Raw genomic sequence first — 17080 nt, 5'->3', positions numbered from 1 at the left:
CTAAAATCTTGACATATTGTCAGATTTTTACCTTTGGTTAGGTATTTGTTAACAGTAAAACTTCATAAAAAGAGAATTAACGAACAAGAAATATAAAATGCTTAATTTTTTAACAAAAGGTATCAGCCAGATTTTCGGTACGAAGTCTGATAAAGATAACAAAGAGTTACAACCCTACGTAAAACTCACCAACGAAGAATTCGTAAAACTTGCGAGCCTTTCGCACGATGAATTTAGAGCTAAGACTAAAGAACTTCAAGACTATATTGCTCAGAAACTTTCGCACATTGACGAACAGATTGACGCCCTCAAAGAAGGAATCGACAATAATCCTGATATGCAGGTTGACGAAAAAGAGGTTAGTTTCAAGAAAATTGATGCCTTGAAATTGGAGCGTAACAAAGAGTTGGAAGTTGTTTTGTTAGAAATTCTTCCGAAAGCCTTTGCAATCGTTAAAGAAACTGCTCGTCGTTTTTCCGAAAATTCTGAAATCGCCGTTACGGCTACTCACCTCGACCGTGAGTTGGCCATGAAAAAATCGCATATCACGATTGAAGGCGACAAAGCTATTTGGAAAAACCAATGGGTAGCGGCAGGAAACTTGATGACTTGGAACATGGTGCATTACGATGTTCAGATTATCGGTGGTGCGGCACTTCACAAAGGTAAGATTTCGGAAATGGCTACGGGTGAAGGTAAAACATTGGTGGCTACTTTCCCAGCATTCTTGAATGCCTTAGCAGGAAAAGGCGTACATATCGTAACTGTCAATGATTATTTGGCTCGTCGTGACTCTGAGTGGATGGGGCCAATTTTTGAATTTAATGGCATCACTTGTGAGTGTATAGATAAATATCCTGCCAACTCAGCCGCTCGTCGTGCTGCGTATCGTGCGGGAATTTGTTACGGAACAAACAACGAATTTGGCTTCGATTACCTACGTGACAACATGGTAAACGACCCCGAAGAACTCGTACAGCGTGAACACCACTACGCAATGGTCGATGAGGTTGACTCAGTTTTGATTGATGATGCTCGTACACCTTTGATTATCAGTGGCCCAATGGCTCGCACGGGTGACGAAGAATTGTTTATTTCTTTAAAACCACGTATTCAGAGAATTGTAGAAGCACAAAAAGCATTGACCAATGGCTATTTAAATGAAGCCAAAAAGTTAATTGCAGCTGGAAACAAAAAAGATGGTGGTTTAGCTTTATTCCGTGCGTTCCGTGGTTTACCGAAAAACAAACCATTGATTAAATACCTTTCGGAGTTCGGAATGAAAGCGATGTTGCAAGAAACCGAGGCAATCTACTTGGCAGAAAACCAAAAATTAATGCCAGAAGCCGATGCTCCGCTTTATTTCACTATTGATGAAAAAAATAACTCAATTGAGCTAACCGATAAAGGTATTGATTTCTTGACAGGCGAAAGCGAAGACCATAGCTTCTTTGTAATGCCCGATTTAGGCGTTGATTTGGCGGCCATCGCAAAATCAGACCTAAATGAGCAAGAAAAAATCTTGAAAAAAGATGAGTTAATTCGTGATTACTCAACCAAAGCTGAGCGTATCCACGCTGTCAATCAATTATTAAAAGCATACACTTTATTCGAAAAAGACGTAGAATACGTTGTGATTGATAATAAAGTAATGATTGTTGACGAGCAAACGGGTCGTATCATGGATGGCCGTCGTTGGTCAGATGGTTTGCACCAAGCAGTTGAAGCAAAAGAAAACGTAAAAGTTGAAGATTCAACCCAAACGTATGCTACAATTACGCTTCAAAACTATTTCCGTATGTACCACAAATTAGCTGGTATGACGGGTACGGCCGAAACCGAAGCGGGCGAGTTTTGGAAAATCTATAAATTAGATGTGGTTTCGATTCCTACTAACCGAGCAATCGTAAGAAAAGACCAAGAAGATAAAGTTTACAAAACAGTTCGTGAAAAATATAATGCGGTTGTTGAAGAAATTAATGAGTTAGTAAATATTGGTCGCCCTGTTCTCGTTGGTACAACTTCGGTTGAAAACTCTGAGATTTTGAGCCGTATGCTTACACTTCGTAAGATTCCACACCAAGTATTGAACGCCAAACAACACGCACGTGAGGCTGATATCGTTGCTGAAGCTGGTAAGCCTGGTACTGTGACGATTGCAACCAACATGGCTGGTCGTGGTACGGATATTAAACTAACGGCCGAAAGTAAAGCGGCTGGTGGTTTGGCAATTATCGGTACCGAACGCCACGATTCTCGTCGTGTTGACCGCCAATTACGTGGTCGTGCGGGTCGTCAGGGAGACCCAGGAACTTCGCAATTCTTTGTATCGCTCGAAGACCAACTGATGCGTTTGTTTGGTTCTGACCGTATCGCTTCCGTAATGGACAAAATGGGTATGGAAGAGGGTGAAGTGATTCAGCACTCAATGATTACGAGTTCGATTGAAAGAGCCCAAAAGAAAGTAGAAGAAAATAACTTCGGCACTCGTAAGCGTTTGATTGAGTACGATGACGTGATGAACGTTCAGCGTGATACGATTTACAAACGTCGTAGAAATGCCCTTTTCGGCGACCGTCTTTCACTCGATATTGCTAATATCTTGTATGATACTTGCAGCGACATCGTGATGAACGCCGAAGGTAATTACGATGAGTTTGAGCTACGTTGTATGCAAAAATTGGCCATTCAGCCAGAAATTGCTCGTGGCGAATTCACGAAAGGGAATCCGAAACTCGTAGATAGACTTTATTTGCAAGCAGAAAGAGCTTACAAAGCCAAAAACGACGAAATTCGTAAGAATATGTTGCCAGTTTTGGAAAATGTGTTGAAAGACCGTCGTGCTTTGGTAGATGAGCCATTTATTGCAATTGTGGGCGATGGCAACCAAAATATTGGTTTGTATTGTAATCTGAAAGCTGCCGTTGATAGCGAAGGCCGTGAATTGATTAAAGAAATCGAAAAACACATTTCGTTGAGCGTGATTGACCAAGAATGGAAAGAACACCTCCGTGATATGGATGATTTGAAACAATCGGTGCAAAATGCTTCTTACGAACAAAAAGACCCATTGTTGATTTATAAATTTGAAGCCGTTGAGTTATTCAAAAATTTCTTGAATAAAGTAAACGCTGATACTGTAAGCTTCTTGATGAAAGCGGGTATCGTAGAGCTTCGTTTCCAACAAATGGCTCCGCCAAAAGTAGAAACACCAAAACTTCAAACCAATAAATCGAGCGATGAAGATGGTGGAGAAGCTCCCGCAAAATTAAATCCTTTGCGTAACGTAAAAATAGCCGACCGTAATCAACGTGTGAGTGTACAGTATAAAGATGGTACCGTAAAACGTGACATCAAGTACAAAAACGTAGAAGATGATGTAATTGCAGGAAAAGCCGTTTTGGTTGAGTAAAATCTCAATAGATATACATAAAAAAGGCTGTCTCGAATTATTCAAGACAGCCTTTTTGTTATAAAGTAAGGCTTAACGATTAGTGTAAGACGTTAAACCTGCCACATATTTTGATGCAGTAGTTACTAATTTTCCAGTACCATCTTTGGCTTGTGTTGCCAACAAACCACGAGTAATAATACTGTAAGCTCTGCCTGGGGTAACGCCTGTAATAGTTAAATTCAGCGAAGCGGTAATACTACCTTCTGTGGTTGCTGTTGATGTACCGTTGAGTTTTACCACAATAGGTACAGTTACCGAACCACTGGTATAATTTGGTAGTTCGACAGCAATAAACTTATCTCCACCTTCTTTTGGTTTTATTCCCGCAGCTGCACCTGAACCTAAAATTGACACTTCGGCATCAGCAGCATTTGCCACAAGGTTAATTACTCTAAAGAAAACTTTGTTTCCAGAAATTGCAGGCAAATTATCTTGAACCACAATCGGGGCGTAAGTCGGTGCTAAACCCGTAGCGATTACAGTATAAAATTTGCCAGATTCGAGATTAACATCGCCCGAAAGAATTACAGCATTATTGGCCGTTGGAGTGGTAACCGAAACTTTGGCCGCACCTGCCGATAAATTGGCATAATCTTGTGCTGGAAAAGCACTTCCATAGGTAATCACCCCCGGTGTAGCGGGTGCAACTGTCAGTAAGCCTGACACTTTCTTATCATTGACAAAAATTGCAACCCCAGGTGCATCGGGTGCTGCATGAATGAACTTAACTTTAGCCCCTTCTGCCGTAACGACATTTGTCAGGAAGCTATTTTCATCGCCACAACTTCCTAAAAAGAGCGTTGATAATAAACTTATTGATAAAAGGTATTTCTTCATTTTAAATATAATTAAACTCTTTTACCTTTCGGGGTAAAAGAGTAATGAAAGACTTATTTTTTACTAAACCATAGCTCATAAGTATGGTAATCGGTGTTATTTCCGCCGATTAAGTCGAGCGAATTACGATTCCAAACATACTCAGAGTTATATCTTGGGCGTACACGTTGAGCTGGTTTTCCATTATTATCAGCCGATAATTGCGTAGTCACTGGCAATGTAAAGCCTAAGAAAACATCACTGCTATAATTATAACGACGCATATCAACCCAAGATTCTAAGCAACCAATTCCCCAAAGAGCAATGTATTTTTGGGTCATGATATCGCTAAGCTTTAAATCAGCAGCTACGTTTACAACTGCGGCACTTGCCAAATAATCAGTTTGGTCTTTAGCAGCTACGCCCACGTAATTCATGTGTGCTGTAATACCATTCTTATAGGCTTCAAGAGCTTTTGCTCTGTCTCCTTTTTTGAATAAAGCTTCAGCTTTGATAAACTGCAATTCCGAGTAAGTCAAAATCGGATAATCAATTTTATCTTGGAACATATATTTTCCAGTCAAAGCAGTTACGCCTGGTACGGTATTCCAAAGCGTAGGGATACGTGTATTGGCATTTGCCGAGTTAGGGTCACCAAAAGTAGTATTTACACCACGATAAACACCATCAACCGAAGGAGAAAGTGTAAGAGCCAAACGAGGGTCTTTTACACCTTTAAATATTGTTCCATCCAATAAAGCAACGATGTAAGCACTTTGGCGGTAACTACCCATATTATTACGCGTAGGGCCAAAGAAATTAGCATCGGTTGAGCTTGTTCCTGCGTGGGGTACGTTAAAGTTGTCGGCATTGCTTGCAAATGATTTATCGACATACTCAATTACCTTATCAGGGTTATAGGTGCTTTTATTGCTTAAATGATGAGCATTTCTTGCCAAAACACCATATACAAACTTAATCCATTTGCTACGATCGCCTTTATAGACCAAATCGCCACGAGCCAAAGATGCCGTTGAAACAATACCATCTGTACGGTTAAGGTCAGTCAGGGCATTATTAGCTACACGAACAACCTCAGCGTAAATTTCTTCTTGAGTATCGTAGTCAAAAATATAGCGATTTGGCTCAAACATCTCTTTCAAAATCATTTCGCCATGATAATCGGTAGTTGACTGCCAACTCCAAGCTTGAATCGCTTTAGCTACTCCAGAGTAATCCCATTTGCCTTTTTCTTCGCCATCTTTGATTTGTAGCAACAGGTTTTGGCCGAGAGCATAATAGTGTTGTCTCCATTTTTCGCCAGCGGCATCACTACCAGCGGCATATCCATGTCTATCCCAAGTGTTACCAGCCGATGAAATATGCCAGTTTTGAATATATTGACCAATATAACGAGAATCAAAGGCTTCGCCACGCACCATACTTTGAAGTAAAGCAGGCAAAAGAACATGCCCTTCGGCAACTTGTGGGTTGCTTGGGTCTTGGTTTATATCGAGATATTTTTCGCAACTACCTAAGCAAAGGCTTAGAAAAAGTAGAGCGAGTATTTTTATTTTTTTCATTTTATCTAAAACTTTTATTTTTCAGAAGAACCTTAATTAAAAACCAGCTTTAATACCAAAAGTAATATTACGAGGCATAGCCAATGTACCGTAGTCGAAACCACCAGCACCAGCACCACCCGAAGTAGCAGTTGTACCGTTTACGTTAGGGTCAGCACCCGTGTAGTTTGTGAGCATAAATAAGTCTGTGCCTGTTACGAATACGCCCGCCGAACGGAATACTTTCAGTGGTTTTAAGATTCTATCAGGGAATGTATATGATAAAGTAATATCTCTCATTCTCAGCCAGTTGATGTCTTTTTCAACAAATTCAGACTCGGGAAGTGAAGTAAAGAAGTCAGAACGATACAATGGCGAAACTTGGATTGTATTGGTTGTTGGGTTATCAGAGTTTTCGAGACCATCTCTCAATACACCTTTAAATACAACTGGAGTTTCACGGTCTAAGAATTTGCTGCTCAAACCATTTCTGAACATATAGAAAGCATTACCATTAAATACATCGCCACCTTTACGAATATCAAGCAAGAATGATAGGTTGATGTTTTTGTAGCTAAATTTATTGGTCAAACCAATCGTAAAGTCAGGAGTTCTATCACCAATCGGTAAGAAGTTAGCGTTGATAATTGGTAAACCACTGCTTGGGTTTATCAAAATATCACCTTTCGGGTTTCTCAAGTAGCTGTATCCACCAATTGCCATAGCACTTCCTGCTCCACGTTGGTTATAATCAAGGTTCATATTACGGAAATAATTCTCCAAATCACCAACGAAAGCACTCGCTCGAGCATTACCAAATAGCCAAGTATCAGAGTTATAATATTCAGGAACACCCGCTGGAAGGTTTTTAACGTCAGTTTTAAGTTTCGTGAAGTTAAGTTGAATATCCCAGTTAAAATCGGTTTTCTTGATAGCGTTTGCTTTCAACTCAACCTCTACACCTTTATTATAGAAATCGCCGCCATTCAATAAACCGAAGATAAAGCCCGTTCCGTAGCTCAAACGTTGAGTAACGATTTGGGCAAAACGATTTTGTTGGTAATAGGAAGCGTTGATTCCAAAACGGTTTTGAACGAATGATAATTCAGTACCAATTTCAAAGCTTTTTCCTCGTTCTGGTGTAAGGTTTTCGTTTCCACCAAAGAATCCATAAGCAAAACCACCACCCGTAGTTGTTTGAGGCGTAAGGCTTGATAATACTTTATACGGCGGTGCATCTTTACCCACTTCGGCATAAGAAGCTCTGATTTTACCAAAGGTAAGCCATTGAATTTCTTTGAATGCAGGAAGTTGAGTAAACTCAAATGCTGTATTGATTGAAGGATAAAAATACGTGTTATTGCCTTTAGGTAGGGTAGAAGACCAGTCGTTACGACCAGTAACAGTTACACTAAGCAAATTCTGATAACTCCACATCATTTGTGCAAACACACCCATACGTCGTTGTTGAACAAGTGTCAACTTTGCACGTTGTGTAGTAGGGTCAGTATTATTGATGCTATTGAAGTCAGAAATATACAATTTCTCACCATAAGAAGCATTTACTTCGTATCGGCTGTCATACACGTCACCACCTACTTGGGTCGAGAACTTAAACTTACCAAATTGCTTATTTACCGAAGCTAATAAGTTACTTGTAATGAGTTGACCATTTTCTACGTAATTATCAATTGCACCTTTACGACCAATACCTAAGTTAGACTCAGGATGTACGAAGAAATTCCCTAAAGTTGAATAAAATTCTGGACCAAAACGTCCTGTAAATTTCAACCAAGAAGTTGGTTTATAGTTCAACTCAAAACGTCCTATTGTACGAGTAGAACGGTCTTGATTTTTGTTACGATTTAAGTTAAACAATGGGTTGTCAAGCTCGCCTGAATCAGAAATTAATCTACGACGAGTACCATCTGGGTTTTGCCAGTTTGTGATATCATCATTAGCAGGCCAAGATAACAAACCAATATAAAAACCACCATCACTACGAATCGGCTTTACGTTAAGTGATTTTAAGAACTGAATAGAGGTCGAAATATCTAATTTCGGACTAATATCCGCATCTCCTTTGAGCATCATTGATAAACGCTCATATTTTGTAGTCGGTACAACGCCACCTTGATTCGTATAAGTGGTAGAAAAACGGTATCTGACCGCATCTGTACCGCCTTGCACACCTAAATTATGAATTTGGGTTTTACCAGTTTGGTAGAAATTATCAAGATTATTATAAATCGTTGACTCTGAACCATATTTTGGGCCAAAAAACGAAAGTGCCGTTGCCGAAGGCGAACCATTGAAACCACGACTATATACTTGTTGTGTTTCGAGCGTACGATATACTTGCGAGAAACCAAACGAGTTGTTATAATCTATTCTTGGACGTCCCTTTTTAGCTTTTTTAGTTGTAATCAAAATTGCACCTGATGCACCATCTTGCCCGTAGAGAGCTGCGGCCTCTGGTCCTTTCAAAACCGTGATAGTTTCAATGTCTTGTGGGTTTATTTCCCCTGCACGGTTCATGTAGTCATTGCCACGGTTAGGGCCATCGCTTACTAAAGCACCTTGACCAAATGTACGGTTATCAAGCGGTAAACCATCAACAACAAAAAGCGGGCTGTTGCTTCCTCCAATTGAAGTCACACCACGTAATTGAATTTGTACGGAAGCTCCAGGCTGTCCACTGGTTGATGTCATGCTCAAACCTGCGGCACGACCTTGTAGTGCAGTCATGAAGTTTGTTCTTTGCGTTTCGGCAACATCTTCACCTTTTACCTCTTGAATTGAGTATCCAAGTGTACGGCGGTCTTGTTTGATACCCTGTGCGGTGGTCACAACTTCCGTAAGCATAGTGGCTGAAGAGGTAAGTACAAGGTCGATAGTAGTCTGATTTCCCACTTTTACACTTTGAGTCTCGAAACCCAAAAAGCTGAAAATTAACGTTGCATTTTGCGGAACGGTTATTTTGTATTTACCATTACCATCAGATGATGTACCTTTCGATGTGCCTTTTATCGAAATGCTTACTCCTGGCATCACTGAACCATCTTCTGAAGAAGTAATTGTTCCGCTGATTGATTTTTCTTGGGCTAAGGCTTGCTGATATAGCAAAACAGAAAATGCCACGACCCAACATCGTAGAATGTGTTTCATAAATAGAAATGTAGAAAATAGGTTTATTGATGATTAAAACTATTGCAAGTTAACAAAAAGTCGTTTAGTTGGTTATCGCTCTTTAATGTTTTCTTAATGCTGTATGACCACAATCATGATAATTTTAGCGAATATCAAGATTTGTAGCGGCACTAAAACACAATTTTTGAAACATATTTTCGGTAAAATGAGATTATTGGCATAATTTTTATCAAAGTATTTATAGAAGTTCAAAATCAATTTCATAACTTTGCACTCCGAAAAACTTTAGAGTTAAGTAGAAATATTATTTTTTGAAAATTAAACTTGATTATCAATTAATTAGTCAAGTAAATCCGATAAATTAAAGCGGTAGTCGCACTATCAAACAATGGCAAAAAAAGAAAAATCAGGTCTTGAAATCATCGAAAGTCCAGAAGCTTTACAACAAGAATTCAACAAAGCAGAAGGTTTCTTGAAAAACAACCAAAAATTACTAACTATCATTGGTGGTGGTATTTTGGCAGTTGTATTAGGGGTAGTTGGATATAACTATTACACAAAATCTCAAGACGAAGAGGCACAAGCAGCAATGTTTAACGCCGTTTATGCCTTTGAGGCCGATTCATTGAAACAAGCATTGAATGGTACAGGTGGTAATGAAGGTTTATTGGCCATTGCTGATAACTACGGTGCATCAAAAGCTGGAAATTTAGCAAACTTCTATTCAGGTGTTGCATTGGTAAAGCAAGGCAAATACGATGAAGGTATTGAGCATTTGAAAAGTTTTAGCTCAAACGACCTCCTTGTACAAGCAAGAGCGTATGCTTTGATTGGTGATGCTTATATGGAAAAGAAAAGCGTTGAAGATGCTATTACTTACTACAAGAAAGCAGCTGATTATCAACCAAACAAAACTTTCACACCAGTATATTTGATGAAATTAGCTACTGCCTACGAAGCTGCTAAAAATAATAAAGAAGCAGTTAGCGTATATAGCCAAATTATCGAAAAATACCCAGAATCAACAGAAATTGGTAACGCCAAGAAATATAAATCCAAACTCGAAGGCACCGTCGGCGAGTAAGAACTTGGTTATGCAACAAAAATATAATCAAAGGGATAAGCCGAAGTAGGTTTATCCCTTTTTTTAATTTATCCCGAAAAAAACATGTCGTCAGCTAATAAAAATTTAAGTGAGTTCAGTACCGCTGGTTTGCCAGATGTAAGTCAAAAACGTTTTGCAATTATTGTTGCCGAATGGAATACCGAAGTGACCGAAGTTCTTTTTGAAGGTGCATACAAAACGCTCATAGAAAATGGTGTAAAAGCCGAAAATATCGTAAGAGCCAATGTACCAGGGAGTTATGAGTTAAGTTTTGGTTCGCAGGTTTTCGCACAAAAAGCCGATATTGATGCAGTTATTGCCATCGGATGCGTGATTCAAGGTGAAACCAAGCACAATGATTATATCAACCATGCAGTAGCACAAGGATTGACCAACGTTTCATTGAAATACAATAAGCCAGTTATCTTTGGAGTTTTAACCCCAAATAACCAACAGCAAGCTCTCGACCGTGCGGGCGGAGTTCACGGAAACAAAGGCGATGAGGCGGCGATAACGGCGATAAAAATGCTGGCTTTTTAAGTGTTATGCCCAGAATCTCAATCGAAATACAAATTAATGCTCCAATTCAAATCTGTTATGATTTGGCATTGAGTGTTGATTTACACCAACTTTCAACTGCTAAAACAGGCGAGCATATTGTAAGTGGCGTAAGTGAAGGAGTAATGAAATTAGGCGAAAGCGTAACTTGGCGAGCAAAACATTTTGGGGTTTGGCAGGAGCTAACCAGTAAAATCACGGAAGCACAGTCGCCAAATTTTTTTGTAGATGAAATGCAGAAAGGTATTTTTAAATCTCTGAGACACGAACACTATTTTTTTCAGGAGAATCAAATAACCATCATGAAAGATGTATTTATGTTTGAATCCCCGCTCGGATTTTTAGGGAAAATTGCCAATAAAGTCATTTTAGAGTGTTATTTAACCAGTTTCTTGCAAGAAAGGAATTTAGTAATAAAACAAATTGCCGAATCTGGAAAATGGCGAGATATTTTAAGAAAAAATTACTGATAATCAACAAGCTAAATAACACACTCATTCAAAACATTCATTCAAAATTAAATTAAAAAAATGCAAGTTTGGAAATTTGGCGGGACTTCAGTAGGTAAGCCCGAGCGTATGCACTCAATCCGTAATCTTATCACGGAAGATTCTGGTCGTAAAATCGTAGTTTTGTCGGCACTTTCTGGCACAACCAACTCACTTATTTCTATTGGCGAGTCGCTCAAATCTAATAATGATGCCGAAGCAAACGAAAAAATCGACTCGCTTTATGCTCATTATCAGTCTTTTATCAAAGAATTATATAAAACCGAAGAAGGATATACAAAAGGTAAAACCATCATCGACAATGAATTTAACTTCATTCGTTCGTTGGTAAATATCAAGCCTTTCACGCTCAAGCAAGAAAAAGAAATCGTTGCCGAAGGCGAATTACTTTCAACGCAAATGTTTGAGGCTTATCTGCAAGAAGAAGGCGTAAGCTCAGCTCTTTTGCCAGCCCTTGATTTCATGCTAATTGATGCCGACAACGAGCCTGTTTTGAGCTTTACAGAAGAAAAACTCACAGCGATGCTCTCGCAGTTGGAAGACAAGCAAATTTTCATCACACAAGGCTTTATTTGTCGTAATCCTCGTGGAGAAGTTGACAACTTGAAGCGTGGTGGTTCTGATTATACAGCTTCATTGGTTGGTGGAGCAATTCGTGCCGAAGAAATCCAAATCTGGACAGATATTGACGGAATGCACAACAACGACCCACGAATCGTGAAGCGTACCTTCCCCGTGCGTGAATTGACTTTTGAAGAAGCCGCAGAACTGGCGTATTTTGGTGCAAAAATTCTTCATCCAAGTACAATTACCCCAGCCAAAATGCGTGGAGTGCCAGTGCGTTTGAAAAATACTATGGAGCCAAACGCTTACGGAACGCTCATCGCCGACAAAACAACCGATTCTGAAATCAAAGCAATTGCAGCAAAAGATGGTATCACGGCTATCTACATTCACTCAACTCGTATGCTGAATGCCTACGGATTTATGAGAAAGGTATTTGAGGTTTTTGAAAACTTCAAAACACCGGTAGATATGATAACTACGTCGGAAGTTTCGATTGCAGTAACGATTGATAATGCCGAAAATTTAGATAAAATCACGGCAGTTTTAGGTCAATTTGCTGATTTGGAAGAGCATGACCGTAATCAATCAATCATTTGTATTGTAGGTAATTTTATGGCTGATAAAGCTGGTATCGCTCTAAAAGTGATGGAAGCTATGCGTGATATTCCAATCAGAATGATTGCTTATGGAGCGTCGGAGCATAATATCTCACTTTTGGTTGATACAAAGCACAAAAACGAAGCCTTAAATGCTTTGAACGAAGGTTTGTTTAAGTTTGATTGAAATAATGTTTCGTAAGTAATATGTCATGGCTAAAGCCAATATATTGTGAATTTTCATAACCCCATGCTAAAGCAATGGGGTTGAAAATAGAGTATCATATAACTTCAGCCTTTAGGCTGGAGTTAGTAAAATAGACAAAAGATGGCTTTAGCCATGACCTAAACACACAGATTATGGCATTCGTTAAAATCTGGATTCATGTCGTTTGGAGTACTAAAAATCGTGAATCAATTCTTGAAAAATCAAAAAGAATAGAATTATTCAAACACATTCGCCAAAACGCCCAAGAAAAAGAAATTTACATTGATTTTATCAATGGCGTAGAAGACTATATTCATGCTTTGTTGTGTCTAAATGCCGATTTGAGTATTTCCAAGACAATGCAATTAATAAAAGGAGAAGCTTCGTTTTGGGCAAATAAAGAGAATCTTTTTAGTAAAAAACTTCATTGGGCTGATGAATACTTTGCTGTTTCAGTAAGCGAATCACAGATTAATAATGTGCGTGAGTATATCAAAAACCAAGAAGAACATCATTCTAAGAAGACTTTTGCACAAGAATATAAGGAATTTATTAGTAAATTTGGCTTTCAAATAGGTCAGGGCTAAAGCCCTTTAATCTCGGGTTATTATTCCACGCCCTAAAGGACGTGGTTAAAGAAAATATCTCCTTAATTTAAAGAAAATGCTACAACTCAATTATATAAAAGAAAACAAACAAGCTACGATTGACAGCTTGAAGCGTAAGTATTTCAAGAATGCCGAAGAAACGATAGAAACGGTTTTAGGAATCGACCAAAAGCGTCGTGAAACACAATCTGAGTTAGATACAACTTTGGCAAGAGCCAATGCTTTGGCCAAAGAAATCGGAGGCTTGATGAAAGCAGGTAAAAAAGACGAAGCGGAAGCCGCTAAAGCTGAAACTGCCGAATTGAAGGTAAAATCAAAGGCTTTGGAAGAAGATTTAAAGGCTTCTGAATCAGAGCTTTACGATGTGATGGTAACAATCCCGAACCTTCCACATGTAAGTGTTCCTGAAGGCCGTACACCCGAAGAAAACGTTAATGTTTTTCAAGCGGGCGAAATCCCTGAGCTTCATGAGGCAGCTTTGCCACATTGGGAGTTAATCAAACAATATGATATTATTGATTTCGATTTAGGCAATAAAATTACAGGTGCGGGTTTTCCTGTTTACAAAGGAAAAGGAGCAAGAATTCAGCGTGCCATGATTAACTTCTTCTTAGATGAAGCATTGGCTGCTGGATATTTCGAAATCCAACCACCGATTCTAATCAATAAAGATTCTGGCTTTGGTACAGGTCAGCTGCCCGATAAAGAAGGACAAATGTATCATTCAACGGTCGATGACTTATATTTGATTCCAACTGCCGAAGTACCAGTTACAAATATTTACCGTGACGTAATTTTATCAGACAACGACTTACCCATCAAAAATGTAGCCTATACACCGTGTTTCCGTCGTGAGGCAGGAAGTTGGGGTGCTCACGTGCGTGGATTGAATCGTTTGCACCAATTTGATAAAATAGAAATCGTGCAGATTCGTAAACCCGAAGAGTCTTATCAAGCTCTCGACGAAATGGTTGAACACGTAAAATCATTGCTCGAAAAACTTGAACTACCGTACCGTATTCTTCGCCTTTGCGGAGGAGACATGGGCTTTACATCGGCACTTACTTACGACTTTGAAGTGTATTCAGCTGCTCAAAAACGTTGGTTAGAAGTTAGTTCGGTTTCAAACTTTGAGTCATATCAAGCCAATCGTTTGAAACTACGCTATAAAGTTGATGGCAAAACGCAGCTTTTACATACACTTAATGGCTCAGCCTTGGCTTTACCACGTATTCTGGCTTCAATTTTAGAAAACTTCCAAACACCAGAAGGCATCAAAATACCAAAAGTATTAGTGCCTTATTGTGGTTTTGAAATGATATAAAGGTATTTATGGCGAACACCCTGTTCGCCATAAATATTCTAAATCAAAAAAGCCTCATTATCATCGAATAATGAGGCTTTTTTGATGAAAATCAATTCTTAAAACTCCCAAACAAAACCCAAAGATGGTGTTACCGAAACATCATTATTATCTAAAATGAGCGGAACTGCATTTGAGCCATCTCTTCGAAGAGACAAGCCATCGGTTGTTTGAAAGCCAGTATTATCAGCATTTCGAGCAAATGTATATTGTGGGAATGCTGGACTCTTGAACAAAAGAGCATTTTGCACATCTAAGTAAAGATTGAAAGTAGTTTTTTTGAAATTCCATTTTTTATCAACTCTAAAATCAAGTCTTTTGAAATTACTTAATCTACCTTGATTCAATCTTGAATAATCAAGTGTTCCACGTCCAACCAACGAGTAGTTTGCTTGCGATGCAGCCAAATTGAATGGAGTAAATGGAGCTCCACCTTGCGAAAGCCATTTCAAACCCATTTCCCAACCACGTTTAAATTTACGCCCAAGCTGTGCCGAAAGAATATTTCGAGTATCCCAAGCTGAGGAAATCAGTTTGCCATCTGCTCCCGAAAACTCGCTTCTGAAAAGCGTATAACTCAATACGCCAAAGATATTTTTGGTCAATTTTTGTTGAAAGAAAAATTCTACGCCGTAGCTTCTTCCTGTTCCAATCGAAGTAACTCTTTCGTTTCCAATCGCTCCGAAATCGCCACCTTCATTGGCCAGCGAAATTCCTCTTCCAACCGTAACCGGATAGTTTTTGTATTTTTTATTAAAAGCCTCAACTGTAATTCTGGTCTGTGGAGTCGGAATAAACTCTAAACCCGCCACCAAGTGGTCTGACTGAATGTATTTATTGCCAGGATTCGTAAATCTGCCATCTTCCTGATAGCCCAGAACCGTATAAATCGGTACTTTAAAATAACGCCCAGCCGAAGCATTGACTCGCCATTTATCAGCAAATTGATAGCTTATTGAAGCTCTCGGACTTAGCGTTTCGAGCGGTTTATTGCCATCATCCGTAAACGAGTTCATATCGGTTCTGATTCCTGCCGAAAGGCTTAATTTTTCATTGAAAAACTTCCTTGAAACTTGCCCGAAAGCACCGTATTTAAAGAAATTAATGTCGGTATTGAACGTAACCTTTAGCCCAGGTTGAATAATTTGACCAGCGGAGTTTCTGATTTCTCGACTGAAAATATTGAAAAAGTCGTTGTTATACTTTACATATTGCACAACCGCACCGTAGCTATATTCCCACTTCCCTTGAAACTGATTTACGTCAATTCTGAACTTATTCTCAATTTCTTGCGATTGTGAATTGAAAACTCGGAGATTCGGGTCTTCACTTTTGCCATCTTCATAGCGGTCGAGGGCGTTATCGAACATATTTCTACTCAAGGCAATATTTACGTAGCCATTCGTGATAAGTCTTTTCAAAGAAGCTCCAACCGTATAATTCCATTGCTTAATAAGTGGATTTGAACGCAAAATATATTCTTTCGAGGCATCGGTTTCTTTCGGTACACCAAAATAAAAATCATCAATCGCACCTACACCGATTAGGTTAAGCGTTGTTTTTTTATTGAATTTATGCGTGATTTTGTACTGAAAGTCCCAGTAACTTGGGCGGATTGGCAAGTCAAGAGCTGAAAATAAAAGTTGCAAATATGACCTACGAGCCGAAGCCAAAAAGGTTGTTTTCTGCGAAATTGGTCCTTCGAGCGTTGCCGCTACTTCGGTCGAACTTAGTCGGACATTTCCCTCCACTTTATTCGGATTTCCATCTCGCTGTTTAAATTGTAGCACCGAAGAAAGAGCATTGTCATAGCGAGCATTGAAACTACTCGTAGAAAGCGTAGCATCTTCAATAAACGAAACATTGAGAATCCCCGTTGGGCCACCCGAACTTCCCTGAGTGGCAAAGTGATTGATTACAGGAATCTCAATTCCATCTAAATAAAAAACGTTTTCGTTGGGGCCGCCACCTCTAATTACCAAATCGTTTCTGAATCCACCTACCGAACCAGCCGTTCCACCAACGCCCGGCAAAACGCCAATTACCCGTGAAATATCAAAATTTCCACCTGGATTATTCTTAATTTCTTCGGCAGTTAGTTTCTGAATCGAGTTAGGGGTTTCAATATTTGCCACCGAAACTGAGCGATTCACCACCACTTTTACTTCATCTAATGTTTGTGTTTCTTCTTCAAGTTCAAACGTAACCTGTTGGGCATTTCCCGTCGTGAGGTTGATATTGAATTTAGTCAAAGGTTTGTAGCCGACCAACGTAGCTTTCAAATTATAACTACCTACGGGCAAAGTTAGCTTGAAATTGCCCTCTATATCGGTCGTAACGCCTTTTTGTGTGCCTTCAACAGCAATTGTTACACCAACGAGGTATTCTTGGGTTTTACGGTCTTTTACAATTCCTTGTATTTCGCCTGTGCGTTGGGCATGAGCCACTTGTAGGCAAAGAAAAAAACTAAGTAAATAAATAATCTTGTGCATAAAACAATTATTTGAGTGTGTGTTTGGGGCGTCTTTACATTTGCCCTGCAACATTTTTTGTTAATATGTGTTTATTTAACTAAACAAAACAC

At 39.2% G+C, this 17080-nt stretch carries 11 protein-coding genes; 7 read left to right on the top strand and 4 right to left on the bottom strand.

Annotated elements, in window-relative coordinates; all coding sequences use genetic code 11:
* Positions 1 to 97 precede the first annotated feature (97 nt).
* Positions 98 to 3412 (top strand): preprotein translocase subunit SecA, encoded by a 3315-nt coding sequence (gene secA, locus IEX65_RS16285; protein WP_188767351.1) that lies wholly within the window; start codon positions 98 to 100, stop codon positions 3410 to 3412.
* Positions 3413 to 3484: 72 nt separating this feature from the next.
* On the opposite strand, the gene IEX65_RS16280 is transcribed toward secA, so the two are convergent.
* Genes IEX65_RS16280 through IEX65_RS16270 form a run of 3 tightly spaced genes read right to left on the bottom strand, consistent with a single transcriptional unit; the run spans position 3485 to position 9000 of the window.
* The gene (locus IEX65_RS16280) at positions 3485 to 4291 is read right to left on the bottom strand and encodes a DUF4397 domain-containing protein (protein WP_188767349.1); all 807 of its coding nucleotides are present in this window, start codon (positions 4289 to 4291) and stop codon (positions 3485 to 3487) included.
* A gap of 53 nt (positions 4292 to 4344) precedes the next feature.
* A complete protein-coding gene (locus IEX65_RS16275; protein WP_188767347.1) occupies positions 4345 to 5853 on the bottom strand; it encodes a SusD/RagB family nutrient-binding outer membrane lipoprotein in 1509 nt (502 codons plus the stop codon).
* Between the two features lie 36 nt (positions 5854 to 5889).
* The gene (locus IEX65_RS16270; RefSeq protein ID WP_188767345.1) at positions 5890 to 9000 is read right to left on the bottom strand and encodes a SusC/RagA family TonB-linked outer membrane protein; all 3111 of its coding nucleotides are present in this window, start codon (positions 8998 to 9000) and stop codon (positions 5890 to 5892) included.
* Between the two features lie 370 nt (positions 9001 to 9370).
* On the opposite strand from IEX65_RS16270, the gene IEX65_RS16265 reads away from it, so the two are divergent.
* The 6 genes from IEX65_RS16265 (at position 9371) to serS (ending at position 14457) form a co-directional block, all read left to right on the top strand.
* Positions 9371 to 10066, top strand: coding sequence for a tetratricopeptide repeat protein (locus IEX65_RS16265; protein ID WP_188767335.1), 696 nt, complete (start codon positions 9371 to 9373; stop codon positions 10064 to 10066).
* Positions 10067 to 10150: 84 nt separating this feature from the next.
* Complete coding sequence (ribH, locus tag IEX65_RS16260) at positions 10151 to 10627, top strand: 6,7-dimethyl-8-ribityllumazine synthase (protein WP_188767333.1); 477 nt, start codon at positions 10151 to 10153, stop codon at positions 10625 to 10627.
* A gap of 5 nt (positions 10628 to 10632) precedes the next feature.
* Positions 10633 to 11115: an SRPBCC family protein gene (locus IEX65_RS16255; RefSeq protein ID WP_188767331.1), complete on the top strand. Its 483-nt coding sequence runs from the start codon at positions 10633 to 10635 to the stop codon at positions 11113 to 11115.
* Between the two features lie 60 nt (positions 11116 to 11175).
* Positions 11176 to 12504: an aspartate kinase gene (locus tag IEX65_RS16250; RefSeq protein ID WP_188767329.1), complete on the top strand. Its 1329-nt coding sequence runs from the start codon at positions 11176 to 11178 to the stop codon at positions 12502 to 12504.
* 173 nt (positions 12505 to 12677) lie between these two features.
* Complete coding sequence (gene tnpA / locus IEX65_RS16245) at positions 12678 to 13112, top strand: IS200/IS605 family transposase (RefSeq protein WP_188767327.1); 435 nt, start codon at positions 12678 to 12680, stop codon at positions 13110 to 13112.
* A gap of 76 nt (positions 13113 to 13188) precedes the next feature.
* Complete coding sequence (serS, locus tag IEX65_RS16240; protein ID WP_188767325.1) at positions 13189 to 14457, top strand: serine--tRNA ligase; 1269 nt, start codon at positions 13189 to 13191, stop codon at positions 14455 to 14457.
* A 98-nt stretch (positions 14458 to 14555) separates the two neighbouring features.
* On the opposite strand, the gene IEX65_RS16235 is transcribed toward serS, so the two are convergent.
* On the bottom strand, positions 14556 to 16988 hold the full coding sequence (locus tag IEX65_RS16235) for a TonB-dependent receptor (protein WP_188767323.1): 2433 nt from the start codon (positions 16986 to 16988) through the stop codon (positions 14556 to 14558).
* Positions 16989 to 17080: the final 92 nt, after the last annotated feature.

This window comes from Emticicia aquatilis, assembly GCF_014644295.1.
GTDB lineage: Bacteria > Bacteroidota > Bacteroidia > Cytophagales > Spirosomataceae > Emticicia > Emticicia aquatilis.
Note: the sequence above shows the minus strand (reverse complement) of the source record. Positions and strands in the feature narration are given on the sequence as shown.

Bases quoted from the DNA above. Each gene is read 5' to 3' on its own strand.
- IEX65_RS16250 (WP_188767329.1), top strand. From the start codon at position 11,176: ATGCAAGTTTGGAAATTTGGCGGGACTTCAGTAGGTAAGCCCGAGCGT.
- ribH (WP_188767333.1), top strand. From the start codon at position 10,151: ATGTCGTCAGCTAATAAAAATTTAAGTGAGTTCAGTACCGCTGGTTTG.
- IEX65_RS16235 (WP_188767323.1), bottom strand. From the start codon at position 16,988: ATGCACAAGATTATTTATTTACTTAGTTTTTTTCTTTGCCTACAAGTG.
- IEX65_RS16280 (WP_188767349.1), bottom strand. From the start codon at position 4,291: ATGAAGAAATACCTTTTATCAATAAGTTTATTATCAACGCTCTTTTTA.
- tnpA (WP_188767327.1), top strand. From the start codon at position 12,678: ATGGCATTCGTTAAAATCTGGATTCATGTCGTTTGGAGTACTAAAAAT.
- secA (WP_188767351.1), top strand. From the start codon at position 98: ATGCTTAATTTTTTAACAAAAGGTATCAGCCAGATTTTCGGTACGAAG.
- IEX65_RS16265 (WP_188767335.1), top strand. From the start codon at position 9,371: ATGGCAAAAAAAGAAAAATCAGGTCTTGAAATCATCGAAAGTCCAGAA.
- IEX65_RS16270 (WP_188767345.1), bottom strand. From the start codon at position 9,000: ATGAAACACATTCTACGATGTTGGGTCGTGGCATTTTCTGTTTTGCTA.
- IEX65_RS16255 (WP_188767331.1), top strand. From the start codon at position 10,633: ATGCCCAGAATCTCAATCGAAATACAAATTAATGCTCCAATTCAAATC.
- IEX65_RS16275 (WP_188767347.1), bottom strand. From the start codon at position 5,853: ATGAAAAAAATAAAAATACTCGCTCTACTTTTTCTAAGCCTTTGCTTA.
- serS (WP_188767325.1), top strand. From the start codon at position 13,189: ATGCTACAACTCAATTATATAAAAGAAAACAAACAAGCTACGATTGAC.